The 24,938-nt window shown below is 49.0% G+C and carries 14 protein-coding genes, 1 tRNA gene and 1 pseudogene; 11 read left to right on the top strand and 5 right to left on the bottom strand.

Going from position 1 to position 24,938, the window contains the following annotated elements; genetic code table 11:
• The first annotated feature begins 3 nt into the window (after positions 1-3).
• Positions 4-468: a hypothetical protein gene (locus tag ACTTKA_RS07590; protein ID WP_442724563.1), complete on the top strand. Its 465-nt coding sequence runs from the start codon at positions 4-6 to the stop codon at positions 466-468.
• Positions 469-573: 105 nt separating this feature from the next.
• Here ACTTKA_RS07590 and ACTTKA_RS07595 read toward each other — a convergent pair whose 3' ends face one another.
• On the bottom strand, positions 574-1,464 hold the full coding sequence (locus ACTTKA_RS07595) for a phospholipase A (protein WP_442724564.1): 891 nt from the start codon (positions 1,462-1,464) through the stop codon (positions 574-576).
• Positions 1,461-2,144, bottom strand: coding sequence for a tRNA (adenosine(37)-N6)-threonylcarbamoyltransferase complex dimerization subunit type 1 TsaB (gene tsaB / locus ACTTKA_RS07600; RefSeq protein ID WP_442724565.1), 684 nt, complete (start codon positions 2,142-2,144; stop codon positions 1,461-1,463). Before tsaB ends, ACTTKA_RS07595 begins: the two co-directional genes overlap by 4 nt.
• Positions 2,145-2,330: 186 nt before the next feature.
• Here tsaB and clpB point away from each other — a divergent pair, with 186 nt between their 5' ends.
• From clpB to ACTTKA_RS07620, 4 genes are all read left to right on the top strand, one after another.
• Entirely contained in the window at positions 2,331-4,919 is a 2,589-nt protein-coding gene (gene clpB, locus ACTTKA_RS07605) for an ATP-dependent chaperone ClpB (protein ID WP_442724566.1), read from the top strand.
• 13 nt (positions 4,920-4,932) lie between these two features.
• Positions 4,933-5,163, top strand: a complete 231-nt coding sequence (locus tag ACTTKA_RS07610; RefSeq protein ID WP_442724567.1) for a hypothetical protein — start codon at positions 4,933-4,935, stop codon at positions 5,161-5,163.
• A gap of 507 nt (positions 5,164-5,670) precedes the next feature.
• Positions 5,671-8,787 (top strand): SusC/RagA family TonB-linked outer membrane protein, encoded by a 3,117-nt coding sequence (locus ACTTKA_RS07615; RefSeq protein ID WP_442724568.1) that lies wholly within the window; start codon positions 5,671-5,673, stop codon positions 8,785-8,787.
• A 13-nt stretch (positions 8,788-8,800) separates the two neighbouring features.
• A complete protein-coding gene (locus ACTTKA_RS07620; protein WP_442724569.1) occupies positions 8,801-10,684 on the top strand; it encodes a RagB/SusD family nutrient uptake outer membrane protein in 1,884 nt (627 codons plus the stop codon).
• 424 nt (positions 10,685-11,108) lie between these two features.
• Here ACTTKA_RS07620 and ACTTKA_RS07625 read toward each other — a convergent pair whose 3' ends face one another.
• A complete protein-coding gene (locus ACTTKA_RS07625) occupies positions 11,109-12,011 on the bottom strand; it encodes a hypothetical protein (RefSeq protein WP_442724570.1) in 903 nt (300 codons plus the stop codon).
• Between the two features lie 211 nt (positions 12,012-12,222).
• Positions 12,223-12,294: transfer RNA gene (locus tag ACTTKA_RS07630), tRNA-Met, on the bottom strand.
• A 148-nt stretch (positions 12,295-12,442) separates the two neighbouring features.
• Between ACTTKA_RS07630 and ACTTKA_RS07635 the strand changes: the two genes are divergently transcribed.
• From ACTTKA_RS07635 to ACTTKA_RS07655, 5 genes and pseudogenes are all read left to right on the top strand, one after another.
• Complete coding sequence (locus ACTTKA_RS07635; protein WP_442714716.1) at positions 12,443-13,048, top strand: TetR/AcrR family transcriptional regulator; 606 nt, start codon at positions 12,443-12,445, stop codon at positions 13,046-13,048.
• Positions 13,038-13,982 carry a 3-oxoacyl-ACP synthase III family protein gene (locus tag ACTTKA_RS07640; protein WP_442724571.1) on the top strand — a complete coding sequence of 315 codons (945 nt, stop codon included), beginning with the start codon at positions 13,038-13,040 and terminating at the stop codon, positions 13,980-13,982. Before ACTTKA_RS07635 ends, ACTTKA_RS07640 begins: the two co-directional genes overlap by 11 nt.
• Positions 13,983-14,035: 53 nt before the next feature.
• The gene (fabG, locus tag ACTTKA_RS07645; protein WP_442714714.1) at positions 14,036-14,782 is read left to right on the top strand and encodes a 3-oxoacyl-[acyl-carrier-protein] reductase; all 747 of its coding nucleotides are present in this window, start codon (positions 14,036-14,038) and stop codon (positions 14,780-14,782) included.
• 185 nt (positions 14,783-14,967) lie between these two features.
• Positions 14,968-15,939: pseudogene (locus ACTTKA_RS07650) on the top strand (serine hydrolase domain-containing protein); the annotation flags it as partial.
• A 116-nt stretch (positions 15,940-16,055) separates the two neighbouring features.
• Positions 16,056-16,727: an RluA family pseudouridine synthase gene (locus tag ACTTKA_RS07655; RefSeq protein WP_442724572.1), complete on the top strand. Its 672-nt coding sequence runs from the start codon at positions 16,056-16,058 to the stop codon at positions 16,725-16,727.
• A gap of 63 nt (positions 16,728-16,790) precedes the next feature.
• Here ACTTKA_RS07655 and ACTTKA_RS07660 read toward each other — a convergent pair whose 3' ends face one another.
• Positions 16,791-17,906: a thioredoxin-like domain-containing protein gene (locus ACTTKA_RS07660; protein WP_442724573.1), complete on the bottom strand. Its 1,116-nt coding sequence runs from the start codon at positions 17,904-17,906 to the stop codon at positions 16,791-16,793.
• A gap of 508 nt (positions 17,907-18,414) precedes the next feature.
• Here ACTTKA_RS07660 and ACTTKA_RS07665 point away from each other — a divergent pair.
• Entirely contained in the window at positions 18,415-24,216 is a 5,802-nt protein-coding gene (locus tag ACTTKA_RS07665; RefSeq protein WP_442724574.1) for a hypothetical protein, read from the top strand.
• The last annotated feature ends 722 nt before the right edge of the window (positions 24,217-24,938 follow it).

The raw sequence follows: 24,938 nt of genomic DNA on the forward strand, positions 1-24,938 counted from the left end.
AATATGGAATCGTTGGTAGATAAAGTAGAAAGAGTGGAGCAACGCCGGCGCAAATGGCGTAAAATACGTAATATCGCGTTGTTGATAATCGTAGCGGTTTTGCTGGCAGGTGGTTCGTTTTATTACTACTTTCCATTTGCCAAAGGTATCAAAACCGGTCGGTTGAATTACGTCGTTTACAAGGGAATTATATTTAAGACCTACGAAGGCCGACTGATTCAGCCGGGTATTCGCCCCGGTGCTGACGGAGGTATCCAGTCGAACGAGTTCATGTTCTCCGTTTCGGATGAAGCCGTGGCGGAAGAACTGATGAGCGCGGGAGGTCAGACAGTGGAGCTGCATTATATCGAGTATCTTGGTGCAGTTCCCTGGCGCGGTTACTCGCGTTATGTGGTCGATCGCATTGTGGATATCTCATCGGACAAAGAGGAAGCAAAAGAAATCGATATCCCATCGGAAGTGATGTAGGAGATATCGGAAAACACATCCGATTAAGGCGGAGGCTGCGTTGGCGGCTTCCGTCTTTTTTATGATTGTCAGACCATGGCGCTCGCGACAATTGTGTAGAGAATCTCAGAAGATACTAAAGTCTCTCGGCTTGATTACCACGCCGAGACGAACAACGCTTTTGAATCTGTCGTAATCCAACAGATTCTCACCGTATCCGTTATAATACTGGAGAAACAGATATTGGTTTTCGTTCTTATGTAATTTATAGCTAAGCTCCCATTGCGTATTGAAGCTAAAAGATCTGTTTCGCCACGTAGCAAGCATTCCGGCTTGAATTCGTCGGTTACTCGTACGGTAACTGAGTCCGAAGTGTCCCAAACCGTTATATCGGAGAATATCCCGGTTGTTCTCACCATCGATAATCGGTATCCAGGCTTTGAGTTGTAATTCCACATGCGGACTGACCATTAAACTTCCGCTAAGCGATACTTTGTTCCAGCTACGCGAGGCCTCCCCATCTTTTCCGTTCGATTCGTGTTCAAGCATCAGAAAAGCCTTTCCGACATACCTATTCTGATAAACAATCAGATGTCCGATTCCAATCCCCGGATTGAAGTTCATATCACGCATCGGCAGAGATTCTTCTAAGACATTCCAAACCGTCTTTTGCGTAAACTGAAGAAACAAATAGGTGTCGAACGGTAATTTGCTTTTTGTCAGACGCTGGATCACACTGATTTGAAATTTCACATTCGAGTTATCCGCTTTAATCTTCTGACCGACAGGGATACCACCGATAAAGTAATTATCCTTAAACACCCCGAAATACGGGCCATTTTCAATTATCGCACGCACACTGTCGGCATTATAATTCGTTCGTGTCGCCTCGATCCTTTCCCGGATGACCGTTCGGATGCTGTCGATACGGCTCAAAGCGTTCTCTCCCGCAGGCTGCTGCGCATAGAGAGAACAATAACTTAACGACAAAAAGACAAACGAATAAAAATATCTCATTTCCCAAACACTTTGTTCTTAGGAGTTGTTGCGATAAATTCTTTCAGGTAAAGCGGTTCAAAATATGCCGTGTCGACAAATCTCTTCTCAAGGAAAGCCGCCTCGGCCAGTGGTGCCATCGCAGTTGCCAACGGATAAATCCCGTCAAGAAAAACTGCATTCTCCGATGCGAAGACGGGCTGACACTTCGTCGCGCCATCGCCGAAGAAGCACACGCGTCGCGTCTCCAGCCATGAGGCGTAACTTTCGGGCGTAACGATCTCTGCCATTGTTTCACGCACGAGATGCAAACGGGCATCGTAAATCGCAGCATAGACTTCCATTCGTCGGGCGTCCATCATGGCACAATACAAACAATCGGAATCTCCGTGTTTCCGGACAGCTTCCGAAGCGAGCAACTCAAGCGTCGGCACGGCAATAAGCGGAACACCTGCTCCCACACATAATCCTTTGGCCAGCGAGACCCCAATGCGCAATCCGGTGTAAGAACCCGGGCCGGCACTGACGGCTACGGCATCAAGCGTTCCCTTTGCCACGGACATGGCTTCTTCGACAAACAGACCTGCCAAAGACGCATGCGAAGGCCCTTCAAACGATGCTTTCTCAAAAACAACGGTCCCTCCTTCGGATAAAGCGACGGAGCAAACCTTAGTCGATGTCTCGATATGTAATATTCTCATTGCTTGATCATGATTTTCGGACTACAAAGGTATCACAAAATCGAAGATTACACGCTTTAAAAAGAACATATACATACATGCTTAAAGAAAAAATGCCATTTTGTCACTATCCGCTTTATGGCATTTTATTTGTTGATTGTCTGAAAACGATGCATAGTCGAAAAATAATAGAAGGAGGACAAAGAAATGAACTTGAACAATTTTACAATCAAATCGCAGGAAGCGGTACAGAAGGCGGTCGAGCTGGTCAGGATGCAGAACCGGCAAAGTATCGAGGCCACAGACCTGCTAAAAGCCGTCATTCTGACAGGCGAAAGTATGATGCAGTTTCTGTTTCAGAAGCTGGGCATCCACGCCGCGGGCTTAAATCAGCTGTTAGATCGCAAACTCGAGTCGTATCCGAAAGTAACGGGAGGCGAGCCTTACCTGAGTCGTGAAGCCAACGCGGTACTGCAAAAAGCCATCGATTACTGCGGGAAGATGGGCGACCAGTATGTTTCGCTCGAACATATCGTATTGGCGCTGCTTACGGAACAAAGTGACGCATCGCAGATGCTCAAAGACGCCGGCATGACCGAGAAGGAGCTGCGTGTCGCTATCGAAGAGTTAAGGAAAGGCAACAAAGTGACGAGTCAATCGGCCGAAGACACCTACGATTCGCTGAGCAAATACGCCATCAACCTCAACGAACGGGCACGGTCGGGCAAGCTCGATCCGGTGATCGGGCGCGATGAAGAGATTCGCCGCGTGTTACAGATACTGAGTCGCCGAACGAAAAACAATCCGATCCTGATCGGTGAGCCGGGAGTCGGCAAGACGGCGATCGCCGAGGGATTGGCACACCGTATTGTGCGGGGCGACGTGCCGGAGAATCTGAAGAGCAAACAAATCTTTTCGCTCGACATGGGCGCTCTGATTGCAGGAGCGAAATACAAGGGAGAATTTGAAGAGCGTCTGAAAGCGGTAGTCAACGAAGTCAGCCGGTCGGACGGACAGATTATTCTGTTTATCGACGAGATTCACACGCTGGTCGGTGCCGGAAAAAGCGAAGGCGCGATGGACGCGGCCAATATCCTCAAACCGGCGTTGGCACGCGGAGAACTGCGTGCAATCGGTGCGACGACACTCGACGAGTACCAGAAATATTTCGAGAAAGACAAAGCGTTAGAACGTCGTTTCCAAACAGTGATGGTCGACGAGCCGGACGAGGCCGACACGATCTCAATCTTACGAGGCCTGAAGGAGAAATACGAGAATCATCATAAGATACGCATCAAGGACGATGCGATCATTGCTGCCGTGCAGCTTTCGAGCCGTTATATCACCGACCGTTTTCTGCCGGACAAGGCGATCGACCTGATGGACGAAGCGGCGGCACGTTTGCGGATGCAGGTCGATTCCGTACCCGAGTCGCTCGACGAAGTATCGCGTCGCATCGCTCAGCTCGAAATTGAGCGCGAAGCCATCAAACGCGAAGACGACAAAGCCAAGCTCGAGCAATTAAGCAAAGAAATCGCCGACCTGAAGGAAGACGAGAAAAAGCAACTGGCTCGCTGGCAAAGCGAAAAGAATCTGATCGACCGGATTCAGCAGAACAAGATCGACGTCGAGTCGCTGAAATATGAGGCCGAACGTGCCGAGCGTGAGGGCGATTACGGTAAGGTGGCCGAGATACGTTACGGAAAGATCAAAGCCAAGGAGGAGGAGAACGCAGCCATCCAGACTCAGCTCCATGAGATGCAGGGAAGCGCGGCAATGATTAAGGAGGAGGTCGACAGCGAGGATATCGCCGACGTTGTGTCGCGCTGGACGGGCATCCCCGTCAGCAAGATGATGCAGAGCGAGCGCGACAAACTGCTGCACCTCGAAGACGAGCTGCACCGGCGTGTCGTCGGGCAAGAGGAAGCGATCCGTGCCATTGCCGACGCCGTGCGTCGCAGCCGGGCAGGGCTGCAAGACCCGAAACGCCCCATCGGCTCGTTTATCTTTCTCGGTACCACAGGAGTCGGGAAAACCGAGTTAGCCAAAGCGCTGGCCGAGTATCTGTTCGACGACGAGAACATGATGACCCGCATCGACATGAGCGAATATCAGGAAAAATTCAGCGCCACCCGGCTGGTCGGAGCGCCTCCGGGATACGTCGGCTACGACGAAGGCGGACAACTGACCGAAGCCATCCGGCGCAAACCGTACTCGGTTGTGCTCTTCGACGAGATCGAGAAGGCGCACCCGGATGTGTTCAATGTGTTGCTTCAAGTACTCGACGATGGCCGACTGACCGACAACAAGGGACGAACCGTGAACTTCAAGAACACGATCATCATCATGACGAGCAATATGGGCTCGTCGCTGATACGTGAAAACTTCGAGCGGATGACGGCTGCCAACCGTCCGCAGGTAATTGCCGAAACAAAAACGCAGGTGCTCGACTTGCTGAAGAAAAGCATTCGTCCCGAGTTCTTGAACCGTATCGACGAGATCATTATGTTCACACCTCTGGACGAGTCGGAAATCCGTCAGATCGTCGATCTGCAACTGAAGAATGTGCAAGCGATGCTGGCCGCAAACGGCATCACCCTGCAATTTACCGACGAAGCTGTGACATATCTGGCCGAGAGAGGGTACGACCCGCAGTTCGGTGCGCGCCCCGTCAAACGGGTAATCCAAGACCTCGTGCTTAACGAGCTGTCGAAAGAAATCCTTGGCGGCAAGATCAATCGCGAGCGTCCGGTCGTAGTCGGATTCGACGGAAGTAAATTAAACTTTGAGAATTAGAAGTATCTCTGTCGTGGAAACTGATGTTTCAGTGATAGAAACTGAAGTTTCTGCGACAGAAACAAAAGTTTCCGCGGCAGAAACAAAAGTTTCCGTGATAGAAACAAACGTTTCCACGGCAGAAACAAAAGTTTCCGTGATAGAAACAAACGTTTCCGTGACAGAAACAAAAGTTTCCACGGCAGAAACAAAAGTTTCCACGGCGGAGATTGAAGTTTTGTTTCTTGTTACTCGAGACATTTAAATCCATCCCCAAACACGCGAAACCGTATATTTCGATTTTCCTACTGACTGCCCCATCCACGCTGCAACAATTGGGTTCTTCACAAAATTAAACATCTGCTAATTTAAGGAATCGTGCGAATGTACAACAGCCATAATCCTTTATCACGTATCGACTGAATAAGAACTATCGACAACAAACGATAAAAACATATTTCATTCCCGCTTTACACGGAACGGTTACCTTTGAGAATCTTTTACCATCCCCTTTTTTTAACATCTGAATATTGTTATTCTCTTAGAGATTGTTTATTTTTGACGCCGGTTTATTTTTTATAAAGAAATACCATGAATTAAGGTTATTAGGAAGAAAAAAATGACTTTACTTTTAACATATAACTAACAATTAAATCTTTTTGCCTATGTACATGGAATAATGAAATTCTCTTCGAACTCTGCCAGTCATGGCCGCAGAGAAAAAAACGGCCTGAAAACAGAACAATAATTATAACCTTATAAGAAGGAAAACATGAAACAGACTTTTAAGAAACAAACTAAATTTATTTATCGAAGCAACCGCTTCGCAGCTTTTTGGGCGATGTTACTCATCATGTTATGTTCGTCTACTGCTGTGTTTGCACAAGTTGCAATCAGAGGGACCGTGACGGATATCAATGGCGATCCGCTGATCGGTGTCAACGTCTCCATCAAGGGAACAACCATCGGAAATATCACGGACATGGAGGGTAACTATACGATGGAAGCTCCAAACAAGAATTCGGTTGTCGTATTCTCTTTTATCGGCTTCCGATCTCAGGAAATTACGATCGGGAATCAGTCCGTTATCAACGTTCAATTAATGGAAGATACGCAAAAGCTCGAAGAAGTTGTTGTCGTCGGGTACGGTACACAGAAAAAGGTGACGGTTACCGGTGCCGTAGCCAGTGTAACGGGCGAAGAGCTCCGGACTTCGCCGACAACCAACCTTTCCAACGGTATGCTCGGACGTATGCCCGGAGTTATCGGCTTTCAGCGATCCGATGAACCCGGAGGCGGGGCAACGACGATTCGCATCCGCGGAACCAATTCTATCGGAAACAAAGAACCGCTCGTCGTAATCGACGGTATCCCGGACCGTTCGGGAGGACTGAACCGCATCAATCCGGATGAGATCGAAAGCATGTCGGTATTGAAAGACGCCGCAGGAGCGATTTACGGTTCGCGGTCGGCCAACGGAGTCATTCTGATCACGACCAAACGAGGCAAAGAAGGAAAACCGATCGTGACATTCAACGGAAGCTACGGCTACTCCTCCCCTACGCAACTCCCCCAAATGTGTAACGCATTCGAATATGCTACGATGTTGAACGAAATTACGGCCGGTACGTATTCCGACGACGAACTGCGCAAATTTCAGGACGGAAGCGATCCGTGGGGATTCCCGAATACCGACTGGTACAAGACGGTGATCAAGTCCGCTTCACCGATTTACCGAAGCGACGTGGGCATCAGCGGTGGCACGGACAAGGTGAAGTATTATATCAACTTTGCCGCCAACGGCGAGGATGGCATTTATAAACACTCGGCCAACCGTTACGATCAGTTTAGCATCCGCGCCAACCTTGATTTCAAACTGAGTAAATACGTCTCCTTAACATACGGTAACACCTCGCGCTACGAATACACGCAATATCCCGCCAAATCGGCCGGGAGCATCTTCTCGGCTGTCCGCCGGAGCAAACCGACGCTGAACGCCTACTGGCCGAGCGGAGAGATTGGCCCCGATATCGAGTACGGTGACAACCCTGCCGCGACATCGACCGATGCAGCCGGATATAACCGACAGAAAAATTACTACATCCAGAACAATGCCACGCTGACCATTCAGTTTCCGTGGGTCGAAGGGCTGAAACTGACGGCTTCCGGCGCTTACGACAAACATTTCTACGGCGAAAAGAATTTCCGGAAGCCCGTACGCCTCTACTCATGGGACGGTGTGACCAGAAGCAGCGAAGGCCTCAAACCCTACAACGCATGGATCAGCGACCCGCAGCTCAATCAGATTCACAGGGATTACACCGACTGGCTGACGAACGCGGTGTTAAGTTACGACCGTATATTCGGTGATCATACGATCGGTCTGACCGTCGGTGTGGAAGGACAAAGCAAAGAGATGGATCAGTTACGGGCTTACCGGAGGTACTTCCTGTCTACAACGCTCGAAGAAATCAATGCCGGTAGTGTAAAGGATCAAGAAACGGAAGGCTATTCGTGGAAAGAGACCCGTCTGAATTATTTCGGACGTGTGTCGTATAATTATCTGGAACGTTACTTGTTTGAGTTCGTTTGGCGGTATGACGGCTCATATCGTTTCCCCAAAAACAAACGCTACGGATTCTTCCCCGGTGCCATGGTGGCATGGCGCATCTCCGAAGAGCCCTGGTGGAAAGAGCAGGTAACATTTATGAATTACCTCAAGCTCCGTGCTTCCGTTTCGCAAACAGGAAACGATGTCCTGACGGATAATGACGGTAATACCGACCGTTCCATCCAATACCTTAACTCGTTCGGATTTCAGACGAACGGTGTTATTTTCAATGGAAGCGAAGAGCGGCAGCTCTATCCTATCCGCACACCGAACAAAAACATCACCTGGGAGCGGGGGACGACGTGGGATATCGGAGCTGAAATGAAGTTCCTGAACAACCGTCTGAATATTGAGGGGGATTTATTCTACCACAAACGTACCGATATGTTGATTCCCCGTAACGCGTCACTGCCCGAAACGGCCGGCATCACCTTGCCGCTCGAGAATCTCGGTGAAATGGAGAACAAAGGATTCGACGCTTTGATCAGTTGGAACGATAAAATCGGTAAGGTAGAATACGAGCTGGGACTGAATATGTCGTATGCCCGCAATAAAATCCTTTTCTGGGACGAGACACCGGGTATCCCCGAATATCAGAAATCGACCGGAAAACCTGTACCCACAAGCGGAACATTAGCGAACCTGATCAATCGTGCCGGGTTGTATTACAAGACCGACGGCGTATTCAACACGCAAGAAGAACTGGATAATTATCCGCATTGGGCGGGAGCGCGACTGGGAGATATTAAATTCGTCGATTACAATAACGACGGTAAAATCAATGCCGACGACCGCGTCCGTTCCGATAAGAATCAGACGCCGCGCCTGGTGACAGGTTTCAACATCGGACTGAATTGGAACCATTTCGATCTGACGATGCTTTTCCAGGCTGCTTTCGGCGCCGAAACCTACGTACAAACATGGTCGGGAACGGTGGGGAACTTCCTCAAAGAATATTATGACCAACGATGGACTCCCCAAAACCCGACTTCCGAACATCCGCGTACCTACGAACGCGAACGGCAGTACTGGATTTCGAACGGCAACGATTATTTCCTTCGTTCGAGCGATTATCTGCGTCTGAAAAACATGGAAATCGGGTATACCATCCCCACGGACATGAGGCGTTACGGCATCTCGAAGATACGCATCTTCGCCAACGGACAAAATCTCTTTACCATCGACGGACTGCCCGGAGACCCGGAAAATACAAGGTCCAGTTTTGATTATTATCCGCAGCGGAAGTACTTCAACTGCGGCATTTCTGCAACTTTTTAAAACATGATTATTTATGAAGACAAGAAAGAATATCATCATTATCATGGCTGCATCTGCGTTATTCGCACTGCCCTCATGCTCCGATTTTATGGACCTCAAACCAACGACGGAGTATCTGGAAGAGCAGGTATTCGAAGATGCGGCAACGACACAGTCGCTGATCAATACGATTTATGACTACGTGATCGACGCAGCCAGAGAGCATACAACTAACGGTTTGACGGACGATGCTTATTTTACGCATAACTATGGGCAGATCGCTGTGAACGAGGCAACGTGCTCCGCCAGCGATTTGCAATGGTATGGCAGAGGCAACTGTCCGTTCAATTGGGCGCAGACGTACAAGGGCATTTATTACGCGAACCTCGTGTTGGAGAACATCGATAAGGTTCCGGAAAAGGCGGGTTTCGATCTGAAGCAAATGAAAGGCGAGACACGTTTTCTGCGCGCATACATGTATACGAACCTCGTGCGTGGTATCGGCGGAGTGCCGATTGTCGATAAAACCGTCGGCGATTATACGAAGACGGAAGAGATGCAGATAGCCCGCAGCAGCATCGGCGATTGCCTCGACTTTATCCTCAAAGATTTGGACGAAGCGATTGCGTCGTTACCGGCTACGGCTCCGCTCGGACGCGCCACGAAATGGGCGGCAGTAAGCCTCAAAGCACGGATCTGCCTCCATATCGCCAGCCCACTCTACGCCGACCGCATCATCAACAAGCTTGATGTGAACCAGTATCATGGCGATCGGGAAGCGCTCTACCGGAAAGCGCTGGAAGCGGCGAAGGAAGTGATCGACAGTAAGGCGTTCAAACTGATCGACTGTAACGCCCCGACTGTAGCCGAGATTGCAGACAAATATCACAAAATAACGACGACGAATAACGACGAGTTGATCTTTACCAAACAATTCGCTTCGTCGAAAATAACGAATCAGGTGAATCTGCAACACGGTCCTAACGGCTATCATAACTGGTCGGGAACAACACCGACGCAGGACTTCGTGATGCATTTCGAGATGGAAGACGGATCGCTTAATAACACCCTGACGAAGGTGGGCGACCATCAGGTAGGCAATCCGTACAACGGACGCGAACCGCGCTTTTATGCCTGCATCGGGTACGATGGCGCCGTCTGGGGGCGAAAGCGTGCGGCCGATGGATACGCCCTCGATCCCACGCCTCTGGGAAATCTGCAATGCGGAACCTATGAGCTGAACGACGGCACAGACGTTACGGTCAACCTGCCCGACGGAAAAGAAGTGAAATTCAAAGGGATTTACGGCTGTGACACACGTCAGGGACCGATCGAAGACTGGAACGGCTCATGGACGTCGTATTACGAAAAGAAGATGATCGATACCTCGATCGATGCCGCCAACTATCCGCAGCTCTGTCCTTATCCGTACATTCGTCTGGCAGAGATGTATCTCATTGCCGCCGAAGCCTGCACCGAGCTGAATCAACTGGATGAAGCGGCAGCCTTCCTCGACGTGCTCCGCGCCCGTACAGGTCGCCCCGACACCAAAGCGACGCTTAACGTACGTAAAAAAACCTTCGATCAAGCGGCGATGCGCGAGTTTGTCCGCCATGAACGACGCACGGAGCTTTTCATGGAAGATTCGCGGTACTATGACATACGCCGCTGGATGATCGGCGAAGAGTGCGGCAATAAAACACTGTGCGGTATGATCGTGTTCGCGCGTCTGAAGGACGGCAAAACGGCCAAACGCCCGTATATCTACAACGAAAGTACGTGGGATTACCATTATTACGTACGCGATCTTTCGTTCCGCGAGAAACGCAAATGGGATAACAAGATGTATTTTGCCCCCATCAAACGAGACGAAATAAACCGAAACGCCAAACTGGTACAAAACCCCGGACAAGGCTAATCCCCTGACCGAAACGCACGTTTTTTCCCTTTTGACATTGAGGAGAAAACGTGCGTTTCTCCCGTTAAACAATAAAAGAGAATTTCACAAGAAGCACGCGTGCTTTGTCAGAATCTTACAGCCGGGAAATGCAGGCTTGCATGGCAGTAAGGAAAACCGAATATACGGTTTCGCATATTCGGATATGGATTTAATTATCACGAGTAACAAAAAGCGAACCCCCTGTTTCCGTCATGGAAACCTCAGTTTCTGCCATGTTTAAGCAGAGCTGTACGCAAAAAATGATTGCACAGGAATCGGTAAAGACAAATTGGTAGTGAGTCGTGAATTGGAGCAGTAATGAGAAAAGGAAAATATTTGTATGATTACCAATTTTTATAAGGCTTTTTTATCCTGAACTTACATAGTCATTCTAAGAATCACATTAATATGCAATCTCCAGTCCGGCACGAAGGTTCATTACACCGTTTTCGCCGTAGACTTTTCTGATGGTACTTGCCCACGCTGGGTCGTGCCGGTCCATCTTTCGCCACGTGAAGTCATTCGTAAGCGTACGGCTCCAGGTTTGCTCCAAGGGAAAAGCGCCGGTACAGGATATTGTAGGACTTATCATACAATGCCGGTCGACAGGGAGTTGCGATGGGAGGATAAAGTCGATAACGATAAAAACACCCTCTGGCGGAAACGGTACCGGATGGAGTAGCACAACTGCCTCATGGCCAAGATAGCGCTTCTCAGTTGGATAGACGATCCGCTCTCCGAGCAGCGACACATCGCTAGGTCGGCCCTCTATATCAGGCAGCCTCAGGTCGAAACGAATCTTGCTTTTGACTACGGAATATGTATCGTTACCCTTTATATTATCGAGGTATGCAATAATGGAAGTGATGACGGGCAGCTGCTTCCATGCCGGATCATAGGGAATAAAGAGGGCGAAGTTGACATTCGGCGTCGGTATTACTCCGAAACTACCCTTCGGTTTTAACATCCCTACTTTTTTTCTCTTGGATGAGACATTCGAAACAACCACCTCAGCTAACTGATTGTGCGCAGGTGTCAGTAAGATGACGACAGGGTTACTTGCTTGATCTAGATCAACTTTTCGTGCATGATAAGCAATTTGCGAAACTAATACGCGACAGATTGAGTCAGGCAGCATAGCTTTTCCTTCTTCGTCGGCATAAAAGCCTCCACCTTGGTCGGTAAACTGTATCGCGGCAAAGGGCACCGGTTCGTGTGTAGCACTGTCTTTAATAAAAACGGTTTTATTCTGACCGGATGCAAGGAGCGCAATCATAAGAAGAACAAGAGTGACGAAAGCTTTCATATTTTCATCTTAAAAAGACGTTTTTAGAAAGACAAAAAAAGTGGTGTATCATCATCGGCAAACGGCTGTGTTGCTTGCGGAATGAAGATTGGAGTCCATCTGTTTATGTATTTTTTCTCGTTCCTCCTTAACAACTTGTATTTCATCCATTCTTACACCACTTAAAAGGGTGTACCAAAACATTTCGTTTAGATACACCCTTTTTGATCTGTTGCGGAGGCAAGATTCGAACTTACGACCTTTGGGTTATGAGCCCAACGAGCTACCACTGCTCCACTCCGCGATATATTATCTCAATTTGTCGTTTGAGACTGCAAAGATACAACTCTCTTTTGAAAAAACAAAATATTCCGTTTTTTTTCCCTGTGCATTGGTAAATCGCAACTTTTTTATCTATTTTTGCGCACAAATTAAACGAAAGTGTGCAGTTTATGTCCATAGCCGTCTCCAAAACGCGTGATACGTTAGTTGATGTCGCCCGTCAACTTTTTGCTCGCATGGGGTATCATCATACGACGATGAATGACATTGCACAGGCTTCGCAAAAGGGCAGACGTACACTATATACGTATTTCAAGAACAAAGATGATATCTTTTCGGCAGTCGTGGAAGCCGAGCTTAACAAGTTGCTTGAAATGCTACTCGAAGTCGCCGCGAAACAACTGCCGGCCGACGAGAAACTGATTTCCTTTATATATATACGTTTAGATGCCGTCAAAACGATTGTGTTCCGTAACGGTACATTACGGAATACGTTCTTCCGCGACATCTGGCGGGTCGAGAAAGCCCGCAAAAAGTTCGATCAGCGCGAAACGGAAATCATCTGCAATATTCTGGAAGATGGTGTCAAAGAAGACATCTTTCATGTTCCAGACATCCGGGTGACGGCGCTGATTATCCATCATGCACTGAAAGGACTGGAGGTTCCCTACATCCGCGGACATATCAGCGACTCGGAAAGAGACCGGATCATTGAGCGGCAGAACATGATGAATCTCATCTTCAATGGTATTAAAATCAAGAACAATGTATATTAACGCTACAGGATTTTATCTTCCTGAACTACGGATTCCCAATTCATTTTATACGGAAAAAGCAGGACTGACGGACGACTGGATCGTGCAGCGCACCGGCATAAAAACACGAGCGCGGGCGCAGGCCGACGAGAACATCAATACGATGGGGCTCGAAGCCGTACGAAACGCCTTGCCTTCGCTCCCATACGATATTAAAGATGTAGACCTCATCGTGGCTGCCACGTATTCACCGTACGACACCGTCGGCACAGCCGCTCATGTGGTACAGCACGCCTATGGAATTGAGGATGCCAAAGCATTCACCATCTCGTCGGCCTGCTCGTCGTTTGTGAACGCGCTTGAGATCGTCGAAGGATATTTTGCCTGTGGGAAGGCACGCAAAGCACTGATTATCGGAGGAGATAAAAACTCGGCATACAGCAATGACGACGATCCGAAAGCCGGCCACCTTTGGGGCGACACGGCCGTAGCTTTCTTTATTTCGAACGAACGCGTACATGAAATGGACTATGAAGTGCTGGAGATTTACACCGAGGCGCTCGGTACGCTCGGCAAAGGCCCTGAAGGCATCCAGCTGCGTCCGCGCGACGGAGGAATCCGTATGCCCGAAGGCAAAGACGTCTTCATACAAGCCTGCACGTACATGCCTAAAAATGCCAAACGCCTGCTGGAAAAGAGAGGTTATACGTTCGACGATCTCAGCTACTTCATCGGACATCAGGCTAACCTGCGCATCTTGAAAAACATCGCAAACAACCTCCGCATGCCCGACGAAAAAATCCTGAGTAACATCGAGGAACTGGGCAATACCGGCTCGGCCAGTTGTGCGCTCGTCTTCGCCCAGCATATCGACCGGTTCAAGAAGAATGACCTTGTGTGCATCAGCGTTTTCGGCGGCGGATATTCGGCCGGTGCCTGTCTCATCCGTATATAATTAATACACTATAAAGACTTTACGAATTATAAACCTTTAAAAATTCAATAAAAATGAAACTACTGGAAGGAAAGACAGCCTTGGTGACAGGTGCTGCACGAGGCATCGGGAAAGCGATTGCCCTGAAATTCGCTTCGGAAGGAGCAAACATTGCATTTACCGATCTGGTAATCGACGAAAACGCGCAGGCGACGGAAAAAGAAATCGCGGCCTTCGGCGTGAAAGTAAAAGGATATGCATCGAATGCGGCGAACTTTGACGAAACGCATCAGGTGGTCGAAGAGATTGTGAAGGACTTCGGCGGTGTGGATATCCTCGTCAACAACGCAGGCATCACGAAAGACGGCCTGATGTTGCGCATGAGCGAAGCACAATGGGATGCTGTCATCGCCGTCAACTTGAAATCGGCATTCAACTTCGTTCACGCTTGTCTGCCCGTCATGATGCGCCGGCGTAGCGGAAACATCATCAACATGGCTTCGGTCGTAGGTGTACACGGCAATGCCAGTCAGGCGAACTATGCTGCATCGAAGGCCGGCATGATTGCCATGGCCAAGTCCATCGCACAAGAGATGGGACCAAAAGGCATCCGCGCCAACGCCATCGCTCCGGGCTTTATCGAAACAGCCATGACGGCAGCGCTGCCCGAAAACATCCGCGAAGAATGGATCAAGAAAATTCCCTTACGCCGCGGAGGTACACCCGAAGATGTAGCCAACATCGCCGTGTTCCTTGCCTCTGACATGTCATCGTACGTTTCCGGACAGGTGCTTCAGGTCGATGGCGGAATGAATATGTAACGAGGGCGAAGCACACAAGCCTTCTCCCGAACAAAACCCGTATTATGAAACGGACAAACGATTTTCTTACGTGGTGGTTATGCCTTGCCCTGCTGTCTTTCTGCGTACCGATGAATGCGCGGTACTCCGCGCCCGCAGAAAGCAGCGGCATGGCTACCTCCGGTAAGTTCGAACACATTGATCCGTTGCCGCGTAACAAAGACGCCGCACGGAAGATGGACACCGTCATCGCGCGCTATCTGGAAGCCGTCCGTTCGGCCGGCCACGATTTGCACAGCGTTATGGTCGTGCAGCACGGCGAAGTAATTGCCGAACGTTGGTTAGGCGATCATGCTCCGAATCAGCTGCACATCCTTAACTCCGTCAGCAAAACGTTTACTTCGATGGCCGTAGGCTTTGCCGTAGCCGAAGAGCGTATCCGGACGACCGACAAAGTCGTCGATTTCTTCCCCGACAAACTACCCAAAAAGGTTAGTGAGAAGCTGAAAAAACTCGAAATACGCCATCTGCTCACCATGTCGTGCGGACACGACACCGATCCGACCTCCAACATCCGTCAGCATCACGACAAAGACTGGGTTGCCGAATTTCTGGCTGCTCCGCTCGCGCATGAACCGGGCCAGGTATTCGTTTACAACAGTCTGGCTACGTATATACTTGCAGCTATCGTGCAGAAAGTTACAGACGAGAAAACGGTCGATTACCTCCGCCCGCGTCTCTTCGATCCGCTCGGCATCGACACGGTGAGATGGGATGAAAGTCCGCAGGGCATCAACTGCGGCGGATGGGGGCTCTACGTCCGTACCGAGGATATGGCCAAGCTCGGACAACTCCTCCTGCAAAAAGGACAATGGAAAGGGCGCCAACTGCTTCCCGCCGCATGGATCGACGAAGCCAGCGCTTCGCACATTGCTTCGCTCCCCGCCGGAGCACGCCGTGAAACGCTCAAGACTCAGCCTGAGGACAGCGACTGGCTGCAAGGCTACGGCTATCAGATGTGGCGATGCCGACATAACGCCTTCCGTGCCGACGGCGCCAACGGACAGTTCATTGTCGTCTTGCCCGAGAAAGACGCTGTTATCGTCACTACGGCACACATCGGCGACATGCAAGCCGAACTGAACATGATTTGGGAACATCTGCTGCCCGCTCTGTAGTCGTGCAGCGGAACAAAGACACCTTTCTACGGATCAGAAACAAGATGCCACGGCATCTCCGACGACCACATGACGTCGGCCCGATGATCTGTATGAGACCCTAAAAAACAAAACGTATGGAAGTCATCTACGAAGACAATCATCTGATTGCGGTAAACAAAAACTGCCATGAGCTGGTGCAGGGCGACAAAACGGGCGATACCTCGCTGGCCGATCTGCTGAAGACGTGGCTGAAAGAGAAGTATGCCAAGCCCGGCAATGTGTTTGTGGGTGTCACGCATCGCCTTGACCGTCCGGTGACGGGCGTCGTCGTCTTTGCCAAAACGAGCAAAGCGCTTCCCCGAATGAACGAGTTATTTCGCACCGGGGAGATAAAGAAAACGTATTGGGCCATCGTACGCAATCGTCCTCCCGAAGTAGAGCAAGAGCTGACACACTGGCTCGTACGCAACGAGAAGCAGAACAAAAGCTACGTTTGTACTCCGTCACAAAAACGAGATGCGCGAAAAGCCGTATTACATTACCGCCTCCTCGCGCAATCCGAAAATTATTACCTCCTCGAAATCGACCTCCAAACGGGCCGGCATCATCAGATCCGCTGCCAGCTTGCGGCTATCGGTTGCCCCATCCGGGGAGATCTCAAATACGGCGCCGGTCGCTCCAATCCCGACGGGGGAATCAGCCTGCACGCCCGTCGCGTATCGTTTGTTCATCCGGTATCGAAACGACCGATTGATATCGTCGCGCCCGTACCGGACGAACCGCTTTGGAAAGCGCTGACGGAATAAGCTCGCGAAGCGCCCATCTCCGACGGCAGGAAAGGAGGAGCTATTCCTCCCTCCCATCCGATCTTATTTCTTAGCAAGCAGTTCTTCGAGTTTCTTATTTAACTCGTCACCCATCAGGTTGCGTGCCAGAATCGTGCCGTCCTTGTCGACGAGAACTGTGCACGGGATGCTGTTCACACCGTAAAGTGCCGCACCGCCGGACTTCCAGCCTTTCAAGTCGGAGAGATGAATCCAGTCCATCTTCTTCTCTTTGATCGTTTTCAGCCAAGCCTCTTCCTCCTTGTCGAGCGAAATGCCGACAATCTCGAAACCTTTCTTGCGATACGTCTTGTACGTTGCCGTCAGGTTCGGCATCTCATGCATGCACGGTCCACACCACGAGGCCCAGAAATCGATCAGCACGAACTTCTTACCTTGTCCGACGTAATCGGACAGCTTACGCATTTTTCCTTTCGGATCGGGCATCTCAAAGTCGACGAACGTCTTCCCCGGAGCAACACTTTTCAGCACTTCAAGGTGAGCAACCATCGGGCCGATACCGGGAAGACTCATAAACGTCGAATCGGCTTTGGCGAAGATGGCTTCCTGTTCTTCTTCATCGATATAGTAACGAAATTCGTGCAACAGCTTGGCTGCCGATAACTTCGTCGGATTCGCCTCGATATACGTTTTCACGGCATTCAACACATCCATATCAATCTGATACGCCTTCTTTTCCGCTTCCCGATCGCCTGCCCGGATGGCTTTCACCAAGTCGGCATATCCTTTGCGCGCACTTGCAATCGACTCGCGCACGGTCTTAAACGCATCGTTCTCCGGCGTCCCCGTCACATACGAAAACGTATCAAGCACGGCTTGCATTTTTCCGTCCTGCAAAACAAAAATGGTCGAGAATGCAGGAGATTCGCCCGGTCGTGCTGCCGCCTCTTCTTCAAAAGAAAGTTTGCAGAGCTCCCCCTGCGTTGCAGCACCCTCGAACGTAAACGCATTCTTCGAAATCAGTGCACTGTCAATCACCCCTCCTTCTTTTCCGAAAGAACTCAGATAAACGTATTTACCTTCCACATCCGTACGTGCCTCGGCAATCCGTCCCTCAATCACGTAACCGGCCTTTTGTCCGCCCTGGTTACAACCCGTTAATGCGGCTATTGAGACCGCAAGTACAAAAATCTTTTTCATAACAACGCTGTTTAATTTTCAATCGAATTTATCCATATTATTTTTATAACAATCACGGTGCACAATGGTTCGCTCCGATCTCTCCTTTTCTTTTCGGAAGTTCTCCTGCAAACGGAAGACAAAGATACGCAAATAAAAACCAAAATTTACAATTATCATCGGTTTTATATTATTCGTCCGATAAAAAAGTCTTTGTTTGAAATAGTCAATACCTGTTGATTGAATTATCTAAAACATTACGTAGCCATATACACATCTTTCATTTTTCTCTTTGTTTTTTTTATAAAAAAGACTTGTCATTCTAAAGAAATCATTTATTTTTGCACCGTAACTCAACCTATAACAGAAATGAGTCTATATCATCGGAATGAGACTACTCTTTCCTCGCTGAGTGTAACAGAGGCGAAAGATTCCCTACGTATTTTCCCGTCTCCGTTCCTCCCACAATCTGTGACGATCATACCGACAGACAAAACTTTTTCTATTATTAATCCTTAATGACAAAAAAATGAAACAAAAGTACAAATGGAATTATTCCCGTCATTTACCGGCTTTGCTCCGAGTACTCCTCATTTTCTTCTGCTTAGTCAGCACAATAGAGGCGGCACAGGCGCAAACGACTGTCAGAGTAGCTGACGGCTATCCGAAATTCACCGGCGGAAACCGATTGGTAGCCTACGGTGAACCGCTTACCATCGCCTATCGGTTTACTCCGCAAGGGGGACCCCTGACCGACGCCAAGGTACAGCTTCAATTGCCGAACGATGTCGAAGTAGAGAATCCTCAAGCGACCATAGGCGGCATCGGAATCACTAAAACGCAGGCCGGGCAGACAGTCACGCTGAGTTTTAACGGAGCCATACCGAAAGATCACGAAGTAGAAGTACAAGTCGATGTAAAAGCGACTGGCTGTATTACACCCGGTGTTGTCCAATTCACGGTAAAAGTGTTGAGCGGTACGGATTCCAAGGTGAGCGCTAATCTTACAGCCAATGCTGCACGGCCTGTTCTGCAGATCGGCTTGCCGGCAGGCGGCGACAATATCAATTTCAACGGTATCCCAACGACACCCAAGACTGTCACTACGTATTTGAGGACAGCATCAGCCGACAAAGCATCGTCGGCACAAGTGACATACACCGTCAGTACATCGGAAGTCACACTTTCCGAGTTTAAGCTCAACGGCAGCCCACTGACCCCCACCGAAACGAACCTGCCCGACGGGAAACGTACCTACACGCTTACTTTCGCTTCACCTGCAACTATGGGAGGCAGCATGATCGACAACACTAACAGCAAACAGATCACTTTCAAGGCTGTAGGTACGCCCGTCATCTGCGGCTACCAGAAGATTTCCGCCACGGCACGCTTTCCACATAACGGCGCCGCATGCCATACTTCGTCCGAGCAACAGATCATGCTTGCGATGGGCGGATCGGGCTCCACACCGGCATTTTCGGCTACCAGCTGTCAGTACGTAGCCGCAAACAACAGCAGCGCAGCACCTATAGCCCCTAAAGACGTCCCTAAAGACGGCTCGCTTACATGGGTCAGAACAGTGTTTACCAACAGCAGTACCGCCGCTATCCGCAAGTTCTCCGTGGATTGTAGAATTAATGGGGGCCTTAGTTATTACGGCTGCATCGACACATCCAAAATATTCGTCCAGAATGGCAACGGTCCTTTAAAAAAAATCTCTCCCCTTAAACGTTACACCTACGGCTTTAACGACAGAAAATTAAAATCGTCGTTTACGGGTATGATCGATAATTTCATCAACATGGAAGTCTATGAGATGATTCCGGCCGGTCAGACCGTGACCCTCTATGTAGCCACTCACAACGGCAATGTATTCGAGGAGCCGACAAACGAAAGGTTCCGGTGGACCGGTTACGGTACTCCAGACTGTCATAGCTTGGAAGTCTTCATACATTCCATAGAAGGCTTTTGTTCAAAGAATACAGGAAAGATAAAAACAGAAACGTTACCGAAAGTAATTCTCCCTATGTTTACCAATCAGGTAAGCATAAACAGTCAGACATGTAAAGGGGAACAAACCTTTAAACGAACGGTACCGATCACATTAGGCCAGATCGATGCAGCTCCTTCCGTGTTTACCGTAACAGCGCCGGCGTGGCTGAGTATCGAAGACTTAAAAATAACGCTCAATGAAAATGGGACAGGCTCTTTCCCTGCCACCGTAACTTTTACTCCGACCTCTCATTCGTCTAGCAAGCGTTCTTTCAAGATAACATCAAGCGCAAGCATTTCGGGCGCAACTCGAGGATATCTGCATGTTACCTTCAAGTCGCCTGCTTGTGTCGCACCATTAACGAATCGTTCGGATACTATTTATTATACGACCGACCAACTATGGGGCAGTACAACCCTGACGAAAGTAGGATACCTGAAGCAGGGGGTCAGTCATATCTGCAAGAGTGAGGGCATCGCCCTTGATACGTTCTACCTCAAGCGTCACGAGAATTCCGTTGGATATAAAGATACCGATAATGACGGTAACCCTGATAACGGCACTCAGAAACTGCCCGAGGCGGATGTCAACCACAAACGCTTTGCCAGCGAAGACGAAGGTTCATTCCATTGGAGGGGAAAAGTAGAAGGCTCGCCGGGAGATCCGGATCGTTACGAATACCTTTATCTGCCGATAGACGGTACGGCGGCCGTCGCGAGAAATACGGTATACGGATTTATCCCGAACCTTAGCAGCGGCCATGTCGAGATAAAAGTAAACGGTGCAAACAAGACCAATGATGCCACGGTTGACCACACGGTCATGACGGGGAATAAAAACTACTTCATGATCCGTTATCCGGACAAATTCAAACCTGGTGACAATATCGAAATCCGGATCGATTTTACCCCTGCTATCCGAGTGAATGGAATATATACAATTACGAATGCTACCTTGACAAGCTATTTCAAGGTGAGCGAAAACGCATTGACCAATCCGTTTACCGAAGGAAAAGGCAGCGACGATATACAGGTGAATGGCATAAATGCCCATTTAGTAAAGCCTTCATCAATATCGACATACGGCGGCAATCCTATTGTCGTATTCGAAAGCAGAATGCCCAAAACGAATCTGCTATTCGATTGGGAAGCGACCATGGTTTACCTTAATGGTAAGTTCGAAAATGAAGCGCGCTATTTTTATTACGTGAAAAAGGTAACCTACAAACTGCCGCCGGGTTATACGATGGAAGATCAGATCACCGTAAGCAAAAGAAACGATCCATCGCTCGGTACCAAAACACTGACTTCCGAACCGGGTTCTACGCCAAGCGAGAGAACCTACGACTTCTCCAAACTATTCCAAACCGACAATCCTGCCGGCACGCTAACCGGAGGCAAGTGGCGGCTCTGGAAAGACCAGTGGTACTTGGATCCGAAAGTAACATTGAAGATCAATCCGTCGTTGGTTCAGCACGACACTTCCAAAGTGGTTATTACACGCACTTTTCATAATCTCCGCACCGGACAGGACGAAGAATTGCATTCAACGTATTGGCCGCTCTTGATTTGGAATTCCAAAGCAAACTTCACCATCGATCAGCCGAATACCGATATCGTTTCCTATGGCCCTTATACCACCGGGCCACGACTGAAGTTGAGCAACAAGACCTCCGCTGCCTTGAATAACATATGGTTCTACTTCAAAGGAAAAGTAAAAGACGTTAAACTGATCGCCAACGGTATAGAGCATACGGGCATTAATGTCACCGGCACTGACGGCGGCTGCTGGGTAAACGTACCCAACCTGCCCGCAAATAACGACATGATCTATAACCCTGTTTATACCAGTTTAGTCACGGAATGCCCCCACAGCGAGGTAGCAGTATATGCCTGCTCGGCCTTCGGTTCGACATGGACTCCTACGACTACCGCTCCGCTGGATATCGACGACGAACATATCATTGATAAAAAAATCTTCCGTATCATACTTTCTTCTTCAGCGAAAATTGACGGCACGATTACCAGCAACCTCAATACCGTCAAAGCCAGCCCTAACGATGCATCCAACGCTTATACAGTCACGGCTGAACTAAGCTCCAACGCATCCGAAGGGATGGTGAAAAATGTGGAGATGGAATTCAAGGTACCCATAGGACAAGTCTATGTGCCAGGCAGTGCCGAAATCGAATACCCTATAGGCACAACGAATCCGTTACCGAGCGGTTCGACGTTAGAAAGCGTGTTAACTAACACGTTTGGACCCGCATCCGACGACAGCACTGCGCGTTCCGCACGCCTGAAACTGAATGATACCGGTCTTCCCGCATTGGGAAATAACGTAATTCTGCCCGGTGCATCAGGCAATCCGCCCGCTGTAGATACGGTAAAGCGCACGGCACGCATCCGAATGAAATTCAGAGCCTTGTGTTCAACTCAAATATTCGATCCCATCAAATATTCCGGCATTGTATATGGCAAAAATATCTGTGGAGGCAATGCAAACGGGGATGGAGTCTCGATTGTATCGCAGAATATCAAACCGGATATAAACTACGATTACGATTTCGAGATGCAAATAGCCCCCCAATCAGCGACATCCGACCATACATCCTTTGCCTTTAACGAAGGTTATACTCGAGACACGCTGAAGCTCACTATTAAGAGACACTACGGTTCGGCTCAAGATATGAAATCCGGAGACTATCTCGCCGTAGAACTGCCCAAGGAACTCGACATCGATAGTTTTTATATCCATTATAAAGGAGTATCGGGAAGCCTGAGTGGGCTAAATAAACGCGACTCCATTGTCGGCAATACCATTGTTGCAGGCGTACGTACACTCAAGCTGCCTTTCCCGATCAGCGAATATAACATAGACGCAACCAAGGGATACAACTCCGTAATCCATTGCTTCATCCCTGTTATCTATACACCTGACGGACAGACACGGGCAGGAAATCCCATCGATTCGATACGCAGTTCCATACGCAGTACGGTGACATTTAAAGGAGGCTGTCCCGATCTACCGATGAAACTTGGCCTTAAAACACAGAAAGTCGCTCTCTTCACGGCTGTCGAGTATCCTCATATCGCATGGATTGGTGACACGGCACGGTTCCAGATCACCAGCCACGGGTTCGACGGCAAATGGTACAAAGAAAAAACCGGTGGAATAGTTGCAAACACCGAGAATCCGTGGATCAATATTCCCACCGATACGGCGATGGTAGGCGATACGGTCTTCTATTTCACCCCTGTAATAAACAATACGGAATACGGGAATGGTAACCTCCGTCTGCCTTATCGTGTCCGGATATGGCTTCGTCCATGGTTTATCAAGAATCTGGATACGATGAAGTATATCTGTACCGATCACGATACGCTTCGTGTCAAGGCCGGCGGTATGGATGTAAGTTACAGATGGTACAAGGACGGCGATTCCATCGCCGGAGCAACCGATACGTTCTTCGTAGTTACTCAGCCGGGCAAGTATCATGTGATGGTCAAGGATACCGTTACACCGCCCAATATCATCAGTTCGGATACAATGAACGTATACTTCCGTGAGTTTCCCGTTATCACCAAAGACCTCAAAGCCCCCCGTCGAGACTGTGACAGGCTCAGCTACGTTTTGGAAGTGGGCACCCAAGGGCATCATCTGCTCTACCAATGGTACAGAAACGGATTGCCCATACCCGGAGCCCATCAAAGGAGTTATCGCGCTTTAGCCAAAGACTCTTCGGGATTCTATCGCGTTACGGTCAAAAACATCTGCGGCGACAGTATATCCAGCCGGCAATGTTACATCAGTTTCTGTGATGAGAAGATAAGCGGGATAGGAAGACGCATCGAACTGATCGTACCCAATACGGCCGAAACGACCCCTCCGGCAAACGGTTTGATCTATGTAAACAGTCGGCAGGATTTCGTATTCACCATAAAAGCCAGAAAAGGATACAGCGTAAAATATATGACAATCACCACCGACAGCCCGATATGGACAGAATTCAGTGGAGGTATTCAGCGAACAATGCTTTCCGACAGTGTAGTGCAAGTGCGCATACAAACGGTCACAAGAGACCTGAAAGTAACCGTATCGGGTATTACTCCGTTAGCCAATACGAACATCACGGAGCAACCTCAAAAGGCATGGGCGCATAAAGGCAAACTGTACGTAGAGACGGAGCGCAATGAAACGGTCTATATTTACACTGTGACGGGACAACTGTACAAACGCGAAGACGCACAGGCCGGTTTGAGTGTTTTTGACCTCGAAAGCGGATACTATATCATTCGATTTGCCGGCGGATATTCCGGTAAAGTCTTTATCGAATAAGTTTACCGTCCATTCAAAATAACGTTTATTCAAAAGGGTATCTGTCAAATCATATCGAAAGGATTACAGATACCCTTTGTACTTTTTTCTTATCGAATCATTTTTCCTAAGAATGCCATCCTACCGCTTTCTCCGAAGGCATCTGTACAACAAGTGACCCGTCATGATCGGATCAACCCAGATTACGCGATGGAAGAAATAAGAATGAGTTTAATTCAGGCCTTCAGCCCTCCGAACAAGGTCCGGATGTCGATACCCCACCCTTGCGGGATGGGGCTGAAATAATTCGGGCTTTCAGCCCTTTCGGACAATGGTTAATGGTTATGCGTGGTACACGCCGAATCATGTACCCGGCAAATAACCACTAATCATTGACAATTAACCATTGAAAAACAGCCCTGAAAGGGCGAGATAATTCAGCCCAATGCGAAGCGTTGGGGAAAAAGCAATATCCCCGTTGGGAGGGCTGTAAGCCTGACGTAACCATTGTCGTACATTCGCACATCCATTATTAATGGTAAACGCCGAACAATCTATCGCGTAATTTGGGATAAACCGTAGGGATAGGAACATAAAAAAGAGGCTGCGTTGCAAAAAAATGTTGACGCAGCCTCTTTTTTTTGTATTATTGCTGTCCGGTAAAACTCAAAAAGACAAAATCATCTTGCTCGAAGCCCTTTATAATAGGACTTCGGGGGTTCATTTTCAAAAAGCAAGCCCCC

This window comes from Tannerella sp. (assembly GCF_052170195.1).
GTDB lineage: Bacteria > Bacteroidota > Bacteroidia > Bacteroidales > Tannerellaceae > Tannerella.